We start from the raw sequence: 18,531 nt of genomic DNA on the forward strand, positions 1-18,531 counted from the left end.
GCTGAAAACGGTTTATCCCTTATATTTTTATTTGGTCATTATTATTGGGCAACGTCCAAAATTTTAGTGATATTAGAGGATTGTAGCATCATGCATTCAGTAGAGGCTATTTGCTTAAATAGGTAAAGAATTGAATACAGGTAACGGAAGGTTTTTGCATAAATGTAATGAGGAGAAAAATAATGTAACGCTTACTTGCATTGTCTTTGTTTTTGCCTTTATGGTTCACATGGCTGCAATGGCTCAGGGAACCGTTCAGTTTTCTGCTACAACCGGCGCGGATGTTGAAGCCACAGGTGCTAATTTTCCCGTTTTATTTGTAAATGATACCATTAACTTTCCATCAACAGTTACCATAATTGATACCAATTCAGGGAATGCGACTGCGGGTGTGGACTACCTGTTTACTAGCCCGGTAACACTGGATATTCCCATTGGGGTATATGACGGGACGCTTCAAAGTGCAATCCCGGTTCCGGTAGCCATTCTTGACGATCAGTTGTTAGAACCTGATGAAACCTTGATATTAAGTATTGGTAGTGTTTCCGGAAGTGTAAATATTGGCACCAATACAACGGTAACCTATACCATTCAGGACGATGATGTTTGCCTTGCGGGAGATTCTGCACCTGTTCAGAACAATTTGGTACCCCTGGAATACTGTGATGAAAGCATTAGAGATCTTAACGCTTTTGTATTGGGATCGCCGCCAGATGGGGCCTCCCTGATATGGAGTATAAATCCCGATCCCCTTGTAACTGATGATCACTTGCTGAATAGTGTTGTTTCTGCCGGGGGAACCTACTATGGGTTCTACTATGATTTTAATAATAATTGTGCGAGTCCGGTTCTCTCTATCAACCTGGTTTTGAATACCTCTCCTGATCCGGGAAATACCATAAGTACTCTTGCCTGTAATGTGGCTGCGAACGGTTTGGCAATTATAGACCTTGATGATCAGATTACCGGCCAGGATTCGGGTGACTGGTCTCTGACCTCGGCTCCTGCCACGGCTTCAATTGTTGTCAACGCCAACAATACGGTCAGTTTTGATGGGCAGCCTGCGGGAGATTATATTTTTACGTATACCACCAATTCTGCACAGGCACCCTGCGGGGAAAAAAGCACAGAGCTAATTATATCTGTTTCTGATTGTGCCGCGCCCTGCGATGCAGGTAACAATGCACCTTTGCAGGATCTGAGTGTTTCTACCCTCTTCTGTGACCAGATTAATGCCAGCCTCAATGATTTTACCACCAGCACTTCTTCTGGAAATGCGGTGCTCACCTGGAGCATTAATCCGGATCCACTGGTGCTTTCCGGACACCTAAGCGACGCCTTAATTGATAATCCGGGTGCGGGCACTTATTATGCTTTCTTCTATGATGCCGTCAATAGTTGTTCAAGTGCTGTACTCGAGTTAACCCTCACTCTGAACCGCACACCGGTGATCACCTCTACGAACACAGAGGAGATCTGTGGGCCGGGCCAGGTTAATCTTTCTGTACTGGGAGAAATACCCGATAGCCCTGAAGCCCCCAGTTACAACTGGTATGCTTCTGAGACTGATACGGGTATCCTTTCCGGCCTGTCTGATTTTTCAGTTTTCATAACTTCTACAACCACCTTCTGGGTAGAGGCTACGGCTAATGGGTGTACATCACCCAGGGTTCCGGTCACGGCAACAGTAAACGATCAGCCGAATGCCGGTACACCGGTCGGTACGACTGCCTGCAATGATCCTGTCAACGGATCAGCGGTTGTAGATTTGGATAATCAATTGATCGGGGCAGACTCAGGAAGCTGGAGTATATTAACCGATCCCTCAGCTGGAGGTTTGGTTATAAATGCGAATAATCAGGTAGATTTTTCAGGGCTTCCCGTTGGTGATTATGTGTTTCAGTTTAGTACTAATTCGGCTGAAGCACCTTGCACCAATGAAACTTCCATCCTTAGTATCCGTGTTACGGATTGTTTCCTGGATACGGACAACGACGGCCTTTCCAATGGAGAGGAAATTGCTATAAATACGGACCCTACCGATCCGGACACCGATGATGACGGAATTACCGATGGGGATGAGGTTACTAATAATACTGATCCCCTGGATCCCTGTGATCCAAATCTTACCTCGGATTGTAATCCACCTCCTGTAGACCTTGCGATAACGAAGATTGCCAGCAGGAATATCGCTCAGGTGGGAGATGAGGTGGTATTTACCATTTCTCTTGAAAACCTGGATAACAGACGTGTTATTGAAATTGAATTGGGGGATTTCCTGGAATCCGGTTTTATTTATGTGGGGCATACAACCAGCCTTGGGGATTATGATGTAGACACCGGTTTATGGAATATACAGGAACTAAGTCCGCTTGGTACAGCCACTTTGCAAATTACGACTACGGTAGCACCTTCAGGCATATACACAAATACTGTCGAACTGTTAGCCTCATTGCCGGACGATAATAATTCAGCAAACAACAGCGCTACGGTTTCCATTCAAATTGAGACACCAACTGGAGCAGAACTTGCCCTGACCAAGAATGTGGTGAGTGAACGTCCCCTGGTAGGCGACGAGGTGGTGTACTCCCTGACGCTTATCAATGAGTCGGACTCACTGGCTGTGGACAGGCTTGTTGTGGAAGATGTGATTCCCACCGGGTCACAGGCTGCAATCTCCTATATTTCACATATTGCTGAACTAGGAGTTTACGATCCGACAACAGGATTGTGGGAGATACCTGCCCTGGATCCTGGTGAACAGACTGTTCTCACTATAAGAGCGCAGGTCCTACAGGCCGGCAGCTATACCAATAATGCGAGTATACAGTTTTCCAGCCCCAGAGATACCACGTCTGAAAATAATACTGCGGAAGCGACATTCTTGTCCAGTGAACCCAGTAACACGGAATGTGGTTTCCTTTTCAACCAATTCTCACCCAACGGAGACGGCACCAATGATTTCCTGAGGATAAACTGCCTTGAACAATACCCGAATAACTCCCTTGAGATCTATGACCGATACGGGAATCAGGTCTTTAGTATTCGGGGCATGACAGATGGGAACACCTGGGATGGGACCAGGGACGGCGAGCAGGTGCCGGAAGGAACATATTTTTATATTCTGGATCTGGGTGACGGATCGGAAGTCAGAAAAGGATGGATACAACTGATCAGATAAAATGAAACAGAAAAAAATCAACGTATCGGCTTTTCAGTTAATCCTATGGGCAACCATCATCCTATGCTCTCAATTATCCATAGCTCAGAAAGAGCCCCAGTATACCCAGTATATGTACAATATAGGCAGTTTTAACCCCGCCTATGTGGGTACTACAGAATCTGCGGAGATCATTGGCTTGTACAGGGCACAATGGATAGACATAGACGGGGCGCCCAGAACATTGCGCCTGGGCCTCAACCTTCCTTTTCAGAATGAAAAAAATGGTTTGGGATTCAATGTAATCAGTGATCAGCTTGGACCCACCACTAATACTTATATAGATGTTGCGTACTCTTTTCAGATAAACCTGAGCGATGATACCAGGCTGTCTTTTGGGATTGATGCCGGAGGTTCATTCCTGAATGTGGATTTTTCAAAAGGCACCTTTGAAAACCCGGGCGAACCCATTCTGGACAGGGAACAAATACAGGAGTTCTATCCAACGGTTGGTGCCGGTTTATTTCTTTATGCCGATAACTGGTATCTGGGGGCTTCTTCACCCAATTTCCTCACAGATGGACTCTACAATAAGGACGTGGCCACTATAATCGATGATCAGCTGCACCTCAATTTTATCGGAGGGTATGTTTTCGATCTCTCCGGAGGACTTAAATTTAAACCTGCCTTTCTGGTGAATTATGTAAAAGGCCTGCCTTTAAATGTGAATGCTTCGGCAAATTTCCTGATTCGCGATGCGGTAACCCTGGGGGCTTCTTACCGTTTCGATAACGCTTTTAGCGGTCTGGCTGGGTTCCAGATAGGTGCAGGAACCTTTATAGGGTACTCCTACGAATACAATACTAATAACCTGGCCGATTTTAATAATGGGTCCCATGAGATCATTCTTAAATTCTTTCCGGGTAGAAAATCAAACCGAACAACCAGAGACAAAAACAAGAAGAAAAAGTCAAAAGATAAACAAATTGATTCCCCAAGATTCTTTTAAATGAAATACAAGACACCTGCCAAGCTATTACTCCTGATCTTATGTTTCTCCAGTATTACTATGAGCTCTCAGGAGGTTGATGTTGAATCACGAGCCGATCAGCTATTCTCACGATATTCATATGCAGAAGCTATTGGTGAATATCTCAGGGAAAGCAAGATGGGCCCACTGGAGGACTACCAGATCCTGAATCTGGCAGATGCCTATTTCTTTACCGGCCAGTTTAAAAAGGCCAATGAGCAGTACAGGCTGGTGTATGGGAATGATGGGGCTTTAAATGCACAACAACTAAACAGGATGCTTCAGGCATTCTCAAAATTTGGCGGGAAGGATAGTATTCAGAACTTCCTGGATAACGCCAGGTCGACCGATTTGAGCAAGGCATTGGAGAACGCTGCCTTAAACAGGAAGATCATAAGCGAAGGTGGTACATCCGGGATCAAATTTGAAATTTTTAACCTCGCGGTAAACAGTCCCCAATCTGATTTCGCCCCTTTCTTTTTCAATGAACTATTACTCTATACGAGTGCTAAGGGCTACGGTCGAAAACCGCTTTATGACCAGTCCGGCGAATACTACATGGATATTTTTATTTCCAAGATCCTGAATAATGGAGGCCTGGCAGGAAGTACGCCATTCAATGGACTTCCGGAATTGAAATTCCACAAGGCTACACCTTTTTATGAACCTAAGGATCGATCGTTTCTGTACATCTTATCCAATACGGAAGACGGTAAAATGCTTTTTGACGAATCCGGCAGGAATTCCCTGGCAATTGGTCAGGTAGACAGTACTGGAACCTTCAAATATGCCATAAGAGATCTCAGTACTTCATTTTATTACCCTTATCTAGACAAAGCATCCGGGAAACTTTATTTCGCAGCCAGGCTCGAAGGCGGATATGGTGGTACCGACCTGTACTATGTATACACTAACAATGGACTTATCATGTCCGCACCGGTAAACCTCGGCCCGAGGATTAATAGTCCCGGCAATGAGATTGCACCGTTTATTTTCGAAAACAGCCTTTATTTTTCATCGGATGTCTTTTATGGGTTTGGGGGTATGGATGTTTATATAGCCCAGATGCAGGATAACGACAACTTCAGTATCCCCGTAAATCTCGGCAGTGAAATAAATACGGAGTACGATGAATTTGGATTCATCATCAGAAACTATGGGGAAGAGGGTTTGATGGGGTACTTCGCTTCCAATCGTCCGGGAGGTAAAGGAAAGGATGATCTCTACGGTTTCCGCGTTGCCGAAAAACCTGGCATCAAAACCTTTGCCCTTAAGGGTAGGATTGTAAATGAGGTAACAGGTGTAGTTGTCCCTGAAGCTCAGATTAAAGTCCTGGACAGTAATGGTGATATACTCAAAGAACTTTATGCTGCTGAGAATGGCACCTACCAGTTTGAAATTCCCTGGGAAGCGGGGATAATCCTGGAGGCAAGTAAAGAAAAGCACTCCACGTACAGGGTTGCTTTCGATGAGGAGCAGATGGAAACCATGCAGGAATCCCTTTTTGATATCCCCATTGCTTTTATTGAAGACCTGGTTGAAGAAAAAGAGGGTCAAACGGTTATAAAGCTCAACAAGGTTTATTTCGACAGGGGTAGGAGTCAGATCACTCCTCAGGTAGCAGGAGAGCTCGACAGGGTTGTGGATGTAATTAAGAAATTCCCGGAATTGCAGCTAAGGATTGAATCCCATACTGACAGTCGGGGGGGAAGTGCAACCAATTTCCGGATATCTCAAAGCAGAGCAGATGCCATAAAGGCCTACCTGACCTCAAAAGGGGTGCCCGAATCCAACATTCTATATACAATAGGCTATGGAGAGGATAAAATCCTGAACGATTGTACCAATGGGGTATATTGCCTGGAGACCTTCCATAAACAGAACGAACGTCAGCTTATTGTAGTGCTTAACTACAATATTCTTTACTGATACTACTTCTTTCCTTATAAAATTCGCATACCAATCTGCAGGACTGCCAGGGAATATTTATATTTAAGCTGAAGACTTTTATATGCAGCAATCTGAGAAATCCCGGAAGTACTGGAAAAAAAACCTGCAATACCTGGCTATATTACTTAGTATTTGGGCTCTTGTTTCCTATGGTTTTGGCATCCTACTGAAGGACACCCTGGATCTGATTCCACTTGGTGGATTCAAACTCGGGTTCTGGTTCGCCCAGCAAGGGTCTATCTATGTTTTTGTCATCCTGATTTTTGTCTATGTGTGGCTGATGAACCGCCTGGACAAAAAGTATGGATTTCAGGAATAAACCTAACCAACTAATATCTATTTATGGATGTTCAGACATGGACCCTGACCCTGGTGGTAATCACCTTCCTGCTATATATCGGAATAGCCATTTGGTCAAGGGCAGGATCTACCCGCGATTTTTATGTTGCCGGAGGTGGTGTGCATCCACTGGCCAATGGACTGGCCACGGCGGCCGACTGGATGTCTGCGGCTTCATTCCTGGGGATGGCAGGTCTCATCTCCATTAATGGTTATGATGGCTCGGTTTACCTGATGGGCTGGACAGGGGGATATGTGCTGCTCGCCCTGTTGCTCGCACCTTACCTGAGGAAATTTGGGAAATTTACGGTTCCTGACTTTATAGGAGACCGCTATTATTCCAATGTAGCCCGGACCGTAGCCGTCTTTTGTGCACTTCTTGTTTCATTTACCTATGTGGCAGGGCAGATGAGGGGGGTAGGGCTGGTATTTTCGCGCTTCCTGGAAGTCCCCATAAATACGGGTGTGATAATTGGGATGATCATTGTGCTTTTTTACGCGGTACTTGGGGGAATGAAAGGGATAACCTATACCCAGGTTGCCCAGTACTGCGTGCTCATTTTTGCTTTTATGGTCCCCGCTATATTTATTTCGATACAGATGACAGGAAACCCCATCCCGCAATTAGGTATGGGGAGCATGGTTTTAGGGGAAGAAGTGTCCCTGCTGGACAAGCTGGATGGCCTCTCGCGCGACCTTGGTTTTCACCTGTACACAGAAGGTTCCAAACCCATGATAGACGTGTTCTTCATTACGGCCGCCCTCATGGTAGGAACAGCGGGCCTGCCCCATGTCATTGTGCGCTTTTTTACCGTGCCCAAAGTCCGTGATGCCCGTAAATCTGCCGGCTACGCCCTGTTGTTCATCGCAGTGCTCTACACTACGGCCCCGGCCGTTGCGGTATTTGCCCGCACCAACCTCATTGAGACGGTTAGCAATAAGCCTTATGAAGACATGCCTGAGTGGTTTTCTAAATGGGAAACAACGGGACTTATCCGATTTGATGATAAAAATAGCGATGGCAGGGTGCAATATGTAGCAGATCCGGATATCAATGAACTAACAGTAGATCCGGATATCACTGTGCTGGCCAATCCTGAAATTGCCAGGCTTCCCAATTGGGTGATTGCCCTGGTTGCTGCCGGCGGACTTGCCGCAGCGCTTTCTACCGCAGCTGGTTTGCTACTCGTTATTTCCACTTCAATATCCCATGACCTGATAAAAAAACAGTTACGTCCTAACATCTCGGATAAAGGGGAATTGATCATTGCAAGATTATCAGCAGTAGTCGCTGTTTGTATAGCGGGATACTTTGGTATCAATCCTCCGGATTTCGTTGCGGCAACCGTTGCATTGGCGTTTGGGTTGGCGGCAGCTTCCTTCTTCCCGGCTATTATTCTGGGGATATTTTACAAGAAAATGAATAAGGAAGGAGCCATTGCAGGAATGCTGGTTGGCATAGTGATAATGTCAATATATATGCTTAAATTTAAGTTTGATTTGTTCGGTGGGGGAACCCAGGAAGATTGGTGGTTTGGGATTTCTCCCGAGGGCTTTGGAACCGTCGCCATGTTGCTGAATTTTGCCGTATCTATCATTGTTAGCCGGTTTACTCCAAACCCTCCAGCAGGTGTTCAGAACATCGTAGAACACATCCGCATCCCTTCAGGCGCAGGGGATGCTCAGGCGCACTAAAATTTTTTTCTATGAGTAATTATTTCATAAAGAACCTGGAAGAATATTTCCAGGTTTACCGTAGGTCTGTACGAGATCCTGAAACATTCTGGGAAGAGATCGCAGAAGAACATTTTTTGTGGCGCAAAAAATGGGACAAAGTACTCAGTTGGGATTTTACCAAACCTGAAATCAGATGGTTTGAGAATGCAAAACTCAACATCACCGAGAATTGCCTGGACAGGCATCTCCCCATACGGAAGAATAAAACAGCCATTATATTTGAACCCAATAACCCCAAGGAAGGAGCTCAGTATATTACCTATAAGGAGTTACATGAGCGAGTCTGTAAAATGGCCAATGTACTCGTGGATAAGGGTGTCCAAAAAGGCGACAGGGTGTGTATTTACCTGCCTATGATCCCTGAGCTTGCAGTTACTGTACTGGCCTGTGCACGTATCGGTGCAATCCATTCCGTGGTTTTCGCCGGCTTTTCCTCAACTGCCCTGGCAACCCGTATTAATGATTGTGATTGTAAAATGGTGATCACTTCAGACGGTTCTTACCGGGGTAAAAAGCAAATCGACCTAAAGGGAATCGTGGATATCGCTCTGGAAGAATGCCCGGGGGTAGAAACCGTGCTCGTTGTAAAAAGGACTGGGACCAATATTAAAATGAAAGAAGGTAGGGATGTACTGCTTCAGCCATTATTGGACAAAGCCGATTCTTATTTTGAAGTTGTTAAGATGGATGCCGAGGATCCTTTGTTTATTCTTTATACATCAGGCTCTACAGGAAAGCCTAAAGGTATGGTTCATTCCTGTGGCGGCTATATGGTATACACGGCTTATACTTTTAAAAATATATTCCAGTACCGGGAAAATGATGTGTACTGGTGTACCGCAGATATCGGATGGATCACCGGACACTCCTACATCGTTTACGGTCCGCTGGCCAATGGTGCTACCACGGTGATGTTTGAAGGAGTACCTACCTATCCGGATTTTGGCCGGTTCTGGCATATAGTCGAGAAACATAAGGTTAACCAGTTTTATACTGCGCCTACTGCGATCAGGGCCCTTGCCAAGGAAAACTATGAATATGTGGAAAGGTATGACCTATCTTCTCTGAAAGTACTGGGTACGGTAGGGGAGCCCATAAACGAAGATGCCTGGCACTGGTATAACAATGTTGTAGGTAATGATCAAAGCCCTATTGTGGATACCTGGTGGCAGACGGAAACAGGAGGTATTATGATTTCACCTATCCCTTATGTAACCCCTACTATTCCTACCTATGCCACCCTGCCCTTTATTGGGGTACAACCCGCCCTGATGGATGAAGAGGGGAATGAAATAAAAGGAAACCAGGTGCACGGTCGTTTATGTATTAAATTTCCCTGGCCAGGGATTGCCAGGACCATATGGGGCAATCATGAGAGGTACCGGGACACCTACTTCGCTGCCTATGAAAACAAATATTTCACAGGAGATGGTGCACTACGGGATGAAGTGGGATATTATCGAATTACAGGACGTGTAGACGACGTGATAATCGTCTCCGGACATAATCTGGGCACGGCGCCAATAGAAGATGCAATCAATGAGCACCACGCAGTGGCAGAATCAGCTATTGTTGGCTTCCCACATGATATAAAAGGAAATGCACTTTATGGTTTCGTAATTCTGAAGGAGGAGCGGGAATCACGGGATAGTAATGAGCTGAGGAAGGAGATCAACCAACAGATTACAGAGCAGATAGGGCCTATTGCCAAACTTGATAAGATACAGTTTGTGCCAGGCCTGCCCAAGACCCGATCTGGTAAGATTATGCGCAGGATCCTGAGGAAGATCGCCTCTAATGACACAGACAACATGGGTGATATCAGTACACTGCTCAATCCGGAGGTTGTACAGGAAATCATGGATAACGCACTATAGCAGGATTAGCTAAGTTCAATCCAGCAGTAGTACAGGGCGAACAGGGTAAGGAAAATTATCCCCGCAAAGGTGAGTCCCTGAAGCCATTTTTTAGGCCAGAACTCCCGGGGTAGATCATGGCTCATCACGTTTTTGAGGTTCATGTATCCCACCACGGGTGCCAGGACAAAGGAGATGAAAGTGGCCAGGGACACCAGTATACCCATATTGGCGCTGAATACCGTTACCACTACAAAATTTACCAGGGCCAGCACAATTACACCGGCAGCATAGTGCCTCCGACGGGAAAAATCCTTGTTTTCAGGTGTCAGGTAGCCTATAATATCAAGACTTACCCGGGATATGGCGTCGTGTGCCGTCATGCAGGTACTGAACATGGTGGCAAAGGCAGAGACGGCAATAAAGATATAAGCCCAGTTGCCAATATGAGTGGTGAACAACTGCACCACCTGATCGGCAAAGGTTACGGCATTGCCGCTTAATTCTGTATTGGTGCCGTAAAGGGTCATCCAGCCGATGATCAGGAAGAATATGGCCAGCAAAGCAGTCATCAGGTAGCCGGAATTGAATTCCTGCAGGGCTTCTTTTAAGCTGGGTTTATTTCCGCTCAGCTTGTACTTGGCAAGGCTCCAGAGGCTGATCCAGCTCGAGGCTTCCACTGCAGTAGGCATCCAGCCAATCAGACCGATAAGGAACAGGATTCCAACATCATTGAAAATTGGTTCCCGCTCAAAGTTGGGGACCGGGCTTACCTGTCCCTTAAATATTACCAGCACTGTTGTTATCAGGAGAGCAATAAACAAAATGGATACCACCACTTTAAGGGAATCTTCCAGGAATTTATAACGCCCGATGATGAGTATGGCACTGATAAACAAAAAAAGCCCCAGGGCAACTGTTGCCACAGACAGGTCGGGTAAGTCGAACAGATTGATAAACAGGCCGGCTGTCACAACATAAAGAGCAGCCAGGATGGTAAAGGTGGTCATGAGGGTAATAAAGGCATACAGCCACAACCAGCCTTTTCCACGTCTCCGGTAACCTTCGATGAGGGATCGTCCGGTAACATTCGTATAGCGGATGCCAAACTCAAAGAAGGGGTATTTTAAAAGGTTGGCCAGGATAATCGGGATAACCATAACCCACCCGTACTGTGCTCCTGCTTTGGTGGAAAGCACCAGATGCGAAGTGCCTATGGCCATGCTTGCAAAGAGCAATCCGGGCCCCAGGTTTTTCAGGAAGATTTTTAGTTTGGGCATTTAACGGTCAGCTTGTTTTGTCTAAAATAGGACATTTTAAACACTTGGTGTCTTATTGGATTTCTATACGATTGCCATAATAACGCGGCTGGGTGTTGAGGATAAGGTCTATAAATACCTTTACCCTGGCCAGATACTCCCTCAGGTGTACTTTTAACCCAGGGTTTCCGCTGACATCCCCGGCATTGAAGCCAATGGCGTCCAGGCCCTTTTTTCGGGCCAGGTAAATGGCCCTTTTGTTGTGGAACTCCTGGGAGATTACTGTAACACTGTCCAGTCCGAAAATGACCTTGGCCCGTACCATGGAATCCAATGTCCTGAAACCTGCATAATCCAGATAAATCCGTTCTTCAGGAATACCTGCTTCTACCAGGTCATTCTTGATGGTTGTGGGTTCGTTGTAGTAGATGCTTCCATTGTCCCCGCTTACCAGAACATACTGTATCTTACCGGCCTTAAATAAATCAACAGTAGCCTGAATCCTGTGGGTGTAGTAGGGGTTTAGTCCGCCTTCCACAAGCCTTCTGGCAGTACCCAGCACCAGTCCCACCTTGTTATGGGGAATATCGGCAACAGTGTCGTAGGTTTTGCTCTTTGTAGCCTGTTCAATAATAACATTGGCCAGCAGTATCACCACTAAGGGCATGGCGATCAGAAGAAGGATGGCAATGCGTATTTTTCTCCTCATTATACAAGACTACAAAGAAATCCCCAATAAATTTTCAACAGGAATGGTTTATTCCGTCTCCTCTGTTTTGTCTTGGATATGAGCCGTGAAATCATTATAGCTCATGTACGGTACTATGCCCTTCACTGGTGCCAATCACCATGAAAGTGGCTGGGACCTCTTCCAGGCTTCCCCCTTGGAAACCCATTATTGGGCCCGGGTTAAGCAGCAGGGTAGCACCTGTTTTTTCCTCCTTCAGGGTGTGGTTATGGCCATAGCAAACAATATCATAAATACCGAGACCGGCGAGCTTTTGAGCCTTATCAGGGTAGTGGCTCATGGCTACGGTTTTTCCGTTAAATTCACCCCTGAAATACTCACCGTGCAAATGCATATGGGGATATCTATTCAGGTTGTTAATGATTGCATTGACGTCCCCGTCATTATTGCCCAGGACCATGTGTATGGGGTTGGGGTAGCCTTGTCCTAACAGGTGGATAATAAAAGGCGCACAAAGGTCCCCGCAGAACAGTAAGGCATCCGTATTTTGCAAGGCCGGCATGGCCAATGCCTTGTTCAGGTTCCATACATGGTCGTGGATATCAGAAAGGATAGCAAGTTTCATCAGAAGGCATTTAACATTAACAAAAATAAAACAGCAGGCGACCGAAAATTAAGGGAAATCCCCTTAATTTTATAGGTGTAAACTAAAATTATCACATTGGTTATGAGGGGAATTCATCTAAGAATTGGATTGATGGCGTTCTTGTTTTTGTTTGGTTGGAGCAGCTTTGAAGTGCAGGCACAATCCCGCAAAAAAGTAGAAAATATAAGGCAGGATGCCCGCGAGGCCAAGGCGGAGTTTCTGGAGTCCGACTGGCGCATGGAAAAGCATTTCAGCAATGCGTATGGTTATGTGATCTTCCCCAATGTGGGCAAGGGTGCTATAGGTATTGGAGGTGCTGCCGGTAATGGGGTAGTCTATGAAGGGGGAAAGGAGATCGGGATGGCCAAACTTACACAATTGAGCATAGGATTCCAGTGGGGCGGTCAAGCCTACCGGGAGGTCATATTCTTCGAGAATAAGGCGGCTATGGACCGCTTTAAACAAAACAAGGTTGAATTCGCGGCCCAGGCTTCAGCGGTTGCGGTCACCGAAGGTGCTTCTGCCGATGCCAGCTACGTGGACGGGGTTATGGTCTTTACCATGCAAAAAGGCGGACTGATGTATGAAGCCTCTGTAGGCGGGCAAAAGTTCAAGTTTGATGCTTTTTAGAGCATTGAAACTACTAAATAGAAAGTCCAGACCAGAATATAAGCGGGCTTTTATTGCACTTTAGCCACCTCCCCAATACCTTCTTTTAATTAAGCTTAAATCCATTTTAAAATAAAGTTGAGAATGACTGGTAATACACTATTTTTAAGATGAATCTGAAACAAACCAAGACCATGCAAGCCTATAGATTATCATTTGTTTTAATATTACTGTTACTAATTAACCAGGCTGTAATTGCTCAAGTCAGCACCTTAGACACACAAAATCAGCTTCTTAGAGAGATTTGGCTTGACGGTTCTGATTTGCCCCCGGATTTGGAAGGAACTCCCTATGACAACGATGAATTTCAAACCGGGAAGATTTTTATTAACAATGCTCAGTCTATCCCTGCCTTATTAAGATACAATGCCTTCGAAGACTATATTGAAGTTAAGGATAAGAACGGGATCTATGCCTTACTCAAAAGAGACTATGTGCATGCCACAATCAAAGGTGAGAAATATGCCGTGTTTCTGTATTTGATTGGAAAAAAGGAAGTTAAGGAAGGATATTTTGTTCCACTTACCCAGGGACCGATTATACTGCTAAAAAAGAAATCAAAAATGTATTATTATGGCAGTAAAGGAGATGGTATACGTCCGGACAAACCTGCCAGATTTGAAGACAAAACCTACTATTACCTGAAAGTTAATGATGATATTCCCAAAGAGGTAAAGCTTCGCAAAAAGAGCATATTAGGTGTATTGGGAAATACTGGGAAAACAAACAAAATTATCAAGGAAAAGGACCTGAATATAAGTGAAGAGTCCAACTTAGTGTTGTTAATAAAGGAATTAAATAAGACTAGTCGAGAGTGAATTAGCTGCTCCTTTGTGTTTAGGAGTAGATCGGCGGTGCAAGCCCACTGTCTACTCCACTTAACCTAGTGTTTGGCTAAGTCTTAATAAGTTAATAAAAATATAGGTATCGATATCAGAAATACCACAATAACGCCAATTATCCCCCATTTTAAAAATACTCCTTTATCTTTTTCCATCATCACATCAGTTACCTCATCTGTATTGATTGGAAATTTTACATCTTCTCCTGGATTATCCTTAACCCCATAGAACTGTCCGTCCTCATATACAATGTACTTGTACTTGAAGGTGTCATCATCTACAGTAAAAATCTTAACAGCTTTTTCCTCCTGTGCCGCTTGTTGAAGGGTTACAGGAGTTTTATATGCGGAACAGCTTTGCAGGAAGATTAGTCCTGATAGGAATAAAGCAACCATCCTAAGTCCTTTCTTCAGCTTTTTCATGACTTCTGAATTTCGAATAAAGGTATGGCTGAAGTGGGTGATAGGCTATGATGTGGGTCAGCGCAGGGATCTTGCAGGAGAATAACCCGGATGAGCTAAGTCTTCATTAATTCAAAATATTCCATCTGACTGGGTAGATACGGGTTGGTTCTATAGAATAAAATGTTTCTGTAAAGTGGTATATTCGTTAGGATATTATAAGTCAAACCATACATACAGAAACAAAATATTATGAACCAATTCCTTCGTCTTCTTATTGTAATTTTCTTCTTTGGTTTAAATTCCTATTCACAAGAAAACCCCAGGTGGTTGCGTTACCCTGCGATATCTCCGGATGGTAAAACCATTTTATTTAATTATAAGGGAGACATATATAAGGTTGCTTCAGCTGGAGGAACAGCTATTCCCATTACGTTATCGGAAAGCTATGAATACTCAGCAGTTTGGAGCCACGATGGAAGCCAGATTGCTTTTGCCTCTGATCGCTATGGCAATTTTGACGTATTTACCATGCCTGTTTCTGGCGGAGAAGCTACAAGGCTCACCTACCATTCTACAAACGAAAAGCCCAGTGATTTTTCACGGGATAATAAAAACATAATATTTACAGGTGTCCGACAAGACTTACATACCAATGTACAGTTTCCATCGGGTGTGATGGCTGAGTTGTACAGCGTACCTGCTAAAGGGGGCAGGGTGAGCCAGTTACTCACCTCCCCGGCACACGATGCAACCTATAGTCCGGATGGGACCAAGCTTATTTACCATGATAGAAAAGGCTATGAAAATGAATGGAGGAAGCATCACACCTCATCTGTTACAAGGGATATATGGACCTATGACCTGAACACCGGGGAATATACAAAACTGTCCACTTTTGAGGGGGAGGATAGAAACCCGGTACTGGCAGCAGATAATGATACCTTTTATTATCTGTCAGAGGAAAGTGGATCTTTCAACATATACAAAAGCTCCCTTAGTGATCCTTTAAGAAGCACGGCTATCACAAATCTTTCAGATCATCCTGTACGCTTTTTGACTGTTTCAGACAATGGCACGCTTTGTTTTAGTTACCATGGAGATCTCTATACCATGGTTGAAGGGCAACAACCTCAAAAGGTCAACTTGTCCATCGCCTTTGATGGTAGGCAAAACCTTGACAAGGTTGTGAAAGTGGCAGGTAATTTTACTGAGGTTAGTCTATCGCCCAATGGAAAAGAATTTGCATATGTATTCAGAGGAGAAGTCTTTGTCAGCAGCATTGAGCATGGAACCACCAAAAGGATTACCAATACGCCCTGGCAGGAAAGGAGTGTTAGCTTTAGTCCTGACGGCAGGTCTCTTTTATATGCCGCGGAGGTCAATGACAGCTGGAACATATACACTCAGACTATAAAAAGGGCCGAAGAAAAATACTTCTTTGCTGCTACACTTTTAAAGGAAGAGACCATCATCGCAACAGAGGCCGAAGAGTTTCAACCTGCTTACTCTCCCGATGGAAAGGAGGTAGCTTACCTTGAAGACCGTACCACGCTCAAAGTCATAAACCTTGATTCCAGGAGCAGCAGAACTATTCTTCCCCCGGAATATAATTATTCCTATTCGGATGGCGATATGTGGTATGAATGGTCTCCTGACAACAAGTGGTTTTTGGTTGGATTTGGACCGAAAGAACGCATCTTTTGGCCGGAAGTAGGATTGATCGAGGCTTCTGGAAAAGGCACCCTCCGAAACCTAACGCAAAGCGGCTACAGAGACTACCGCCCTAAATGGGAAATGGATGGCAAAATGGTAATCTGGCTGTCCACCCGCCAGGGTAACCGGACGGAGAACGGATTTATCTCTGAAGGTGATGTATTTGGTATGTTTTTTACCCAGGAAGCCTATGACAAATTCAACCTGTCAGCAGAAGAGTTTGCACTTATGAAGGAGCAAGCCGATAAAGAGAAGGAAGAAGAGAAAAATGATGAAGACAAATCATCAAAAAAGAAAAAAGAAAAGGCAGACGAGAAAAAACTGCTGACCTTCGATTGGAAAAACCTAATAGAACGCAAAAAGAAATTAACCGTGCATACTTCCAGTGCCTCGGATTATGTGCTTTCAAAGGAAGGGGATAAACTTTACTATGCTACCCGTTTTGAAGGCAAGGATAACCTGTGGGAGACGGACCTGCGCACTAAAGAAACCAAACTGTTTTCAAAAATAGGAGGCAATATCCAGGGCATGGAGCGATCTAAAGAGGGTGATTTTCTACTGGTATTAGCCGATGGCAAACCGATGAAAGTGAACCTGAATGATGGTAAATCTACCCCTATAAACACAAAGGGGGAGATGCTTTTAAAAAGAGGAGATGAACGAGCATACATATTTGAACATAGCTGGAGACAGGTGCGGGAAAAATTTTATGTACCTGATTTACAAGGCGTAAACTGGGAATTTTACAAAAAGGAATATGCTCCCTTCCTGCCTTATATCAACAACAATTATGATTTTGCTGAGATGCTGAGTGAAATGCTGGGTGAACTCAATGCTTCCCATACCGGAAGCGGCTATCGGCATAACCCTGATAATGGGGATCAGACAGCTTCTCTTGGCCTGCTCTACGATTATTCTCATACAGCAGATGGCCTGCGTGTGGCAGAGGTCCTTCTCGGAGGTCCACTGGATAAAGCAGCCTCCCGGGTTGCCAAAGGCAGCATCATCGAAAGTATTGATGGGGTGAGAATTACTACAGAACTTGATTTTTACCAGTTGCTCAATAGAAAAGTGGATCAAAATGTATTGCTTTCTCTTTTAAACCCATCAAATGGTGAGAGATGGCAGGAGGTTGTCAAACCAGTATCCTTAGGTGCTGAAAATGAAATGCTATACAAACGCTGGGTAAACACACGCAGGGAAAAAACCCTTCAACTCTCAGGTGGCAAGTTGGGCTATGTACATGTCAGAGGCATGAATGATCCGAGTATGCGGTCTGTTTTTGAAGATGCGTTGGGCAAGCATATTGGTGCCGAAGCCCTGATTGTAGATACACGATTCAATGGAGGGGGTAACCTGCACGATGTTCTGTCTGATTTTCTGGTTGGGAAAAAATACATGGACATAATCCCCCACGGGCAGAATATTGGGTATCAGCCCTGGAATCGCTGGATAAAACCGTCCATTGTCCTGATGGGTGAAAGCAATTACTCAGACGCCCATCTCTTTCCGGTTGCTTACAAGATCAAAAAAGGAGGAAAGACCCTTGGTATGCCTGTTCCCGGAACCGGAACCTTTGTATGGTGGGAAACACAGATCGATCCCAGCCTGTACTTTGGCATTCCTATGGGAGGGTGGAAACCGCTCGGACAACCCTTTCTGGAAAATAACCAGATGGAGCCGGACATCAGGGTGCAAAATGAACCGGGAGAGATGGCTGCAGGACGGGATCAACAGCTTGAAGAAGCGGTCAAATACTTGTTGGAGAATTGATAAGATTTTTCCTAAAAGCCAGCCAAACGGTTTAGCTAAATACTTGGAAAACAAAAAAGTCAGAGCAATCGCTCTGACTTTTTTTTCTCTGGTACTTGAGGCTGGGAAGCACTGTTAGGGTGCATTAGCCATGCCTGCCAGAAGGACGTCAGCTGGCCAGGTAAATCAACACTTCTTGTTTTCTTGATGAGAATTACCCCCTGAACTTTTAACCCTATGTTATTGATTTAGTAGGGCGATGGATACAGGAGGGAAAATAATTAAACAACTACTTAACCAACTGGGTGAATAGCCTCATGATTCTTACCAGTATCTTATTAGTGGTTTGATGAGAGATGACCCAAGTCATAGCATATTTCAAGGGTTGATTTTACATTGGTATTCTTTATTGATAAACCCAAATAACCATTATTGGGAGAAGGGTTGAAGTCAAGTAATAATTCCAGAGGAATTAAATCAATCACA

At 44.7% G+C, this 18,531-nt stretch carries 13 protein-coding genes; 9 read left to right on the top strand and 4 right to left on the bottom strand.

Annotated elements, in window-relative coordinates:
- Positions 1-130 precede the first annotated feature (130 nt).
- The 6 genes from OO016_RS05570 to acs all read left to right on the top strand — a co-directional run bounded on the left by OO016_RS05570 (position 131) and on the right by acs (position 10,093).
- Positions 131-3,181 carry a T9SS type B sorting domain-containing protein gene (locus OO016_RS05570; RefSeq protein WP_266011503.1) on the top strand — a complete coding sequence of 1,017 codons (3,051 nt, stop codon included), beginning with the start codon at positions 131-133 and terminating at the stop codon, positions 3,179-3,181.
- Position 3,182: 1 nt separating this feature from the next.
- The gene (locus OO016_RS05575; protein ID WP_266011504.1) at positions 3,183-4,169 is read left to right on the top strand and encodes a PorP/SprF family type IX secretion system membrane protein; all 987 of its coding nucleotides are present in this window, start codon (positions 3,183-3,185) and stop codon (positions 4,167-4,169) included.
- The gene (locus tag OO016_RS05580; RefSeq protein WP_266011505.1) at positions 4,170-6,119 is read left to right on the top strand and encodes an OmpA family protein; all 1,950 of its coding nucleotides are present in this window, start codon (positions 4,170-4,172) and stop codon (positions 6,117-6,119) included.
- Positions 6,120-6,201: 82 nt separating this feature from the next.
- Complete coding sequence (locus OO016_RS05585) at positions 6,202-6,459, top strand: DUF4212 domain-containing protein (protein ID WP_266011507.1); 258 nt, start codon at positions 6,202-6,204, stop codon at positions 6,457-6,459.
- Between the two features lie 23 nt (positions 6,460-6,482).
- The gene (locus OO016_RS05590; RefSeq protein ID WP_266011508.1) at positions 6,483-8,174 is read left to right on the top strand and encodes a sodium:solute symporter family protein; all 1,692 of its coding nucleotides are present in this window, start codon (positions 6,483-6,485) and stop codon (positions 8,172-8,174) included.
- A gap of 11 nt (positions 8,175-8,185) precedes the next feature.
- Positions 8,186-10,093 carry an acetate--CoA ligase gene (gene acs, locus OO016_RS05595; protein WP_266011509.1) on the top strand — a complete coding sequence of 636 codons (1,908 nt, stop codon included), beginning with the start codon at positions 8,186-8,188 and terminating at the stop codon, positions 10,091-10,093.
- 5 nt (positions 10,094-10,098) lie between these two features.
- Here the strand turns inward: acs and OO016_RS05600 are convergent, their stop codons facing one another.
- The 3 genes from OO016_RS05600 to OO016_RS05610 all read right to left on the bottom strand — a co-directional run bounded on the left by OO016_RS05600 (position 10,099) and on the right by OO016_RS05610 (position 12,644).
- The gene (locus OO016_RS05600) at positions 10,099-11,352 is read right to left on the bottom strand and encodes an Nramp family divalent metal transporter (protein WP_266011510.1); all 1,254 of its coding nucleotides are present in this window, start codon (positions 11,350-11,352) and stop codon (positions 10,099-10,101) included.
- A 52-nt stretch (positions 11,353-11,404) separates the two neighbouring features.
- Positions 11,405-12,040, bottom strand: coding sequence for a SanA/YdcF family protein (locus OO016_RS05605; protein ID WP_266011512.1), 636 nt, complete (start codon positions 12,038-12,040; stop codon positions 11,405-11,407).
- A gap of 94 nt (positions 12,041-12,134) precedes the next feature.
- Positions 12,135-12,644: a metallophosphoesterase family protein gene (locus OO016_RS05610; RefSeq protein ID WP_266011513.1), complete on the bottom strand. Its 510-nt coding sequence runs from the start codon at positions 12,642-12,644 to the stop codon at positions 12,135-12,137.
- Positions 12,645-12,746: 102 nt separating this feature from the next.
- Between OO016_RS05610 and OO016_RS05615 the strand changes: the two genes are divergently transcribed.
- Both OO016_RS05615 and OO016_RS05620 read left to right on the top strand, forming a co-directional pair.
- Positions 12,747-13,295 (top strand): lipid-binding SYLF domain-containing protein, encoded by a 549-nt coding sequence (locus tag OO016_RS05615; protein ID WP_266011514.1) that lies wholly within the window; start codon positions 12,747-12,749, stop codon positions 13,293-13,295.
- A 149-nt stretch (positions 13,296-13,444) separates the two neighbouring features.
- On the top strand, positions 13,445-14,152 hold the full coding sequence (locus OO016_RS05620; RefSeq protein WP_266011515.1) for a hypothetical protein: 708 nt from the start codon (positions 13,445-13,447) through the stop codon (positions 14,150-14,152).
- 83 nt (positions 14,153-14,235) lie between these two features.
- On the opposite strand, the gene OO016_RS05625 is transcribed toward OO016_RS05620, so the two are convergent.
- Positions 14,236-14,598 (bottom strand): hypothetical protein, encoded by a 363-nt coding sequence (locus OO016_RS05625; RefSeq protein WP_266011516.1) that lies wholly within the window; start codon positions 14,596-14,598, stop codon positions 14,236-14,238.
- 231 nt (positions 14,599-14,829) lie between these two features.
- Between OO016_RS05625 and OO016_RS05630 the strand changes: the two genes are divergently transcribed.
- A complete protein-coding gene (locus OO016_RS05630; protein ID WP_266011517.1) occupies positions 14,830-18,066 on the top strand; it encodes a S41 family peptidase in 3,237 nt (1,078 codons plus the stop codon).
- Positions 18,067-18,531 lie beyond the last annotated feature (465 nt).

Origin of the sequence: Lentiprolixibacter aurantiacus (genome assembly GCF_026241225.1) — a bacterium.
Classification (GTDB): domain Bacteria; phylum Bacteroidota; class Bacteroidia; order Flavobacteriales; family Flavobacteriaceae; genus Lentiprolixibacter; species Lentiprolixibacter aurantiacus.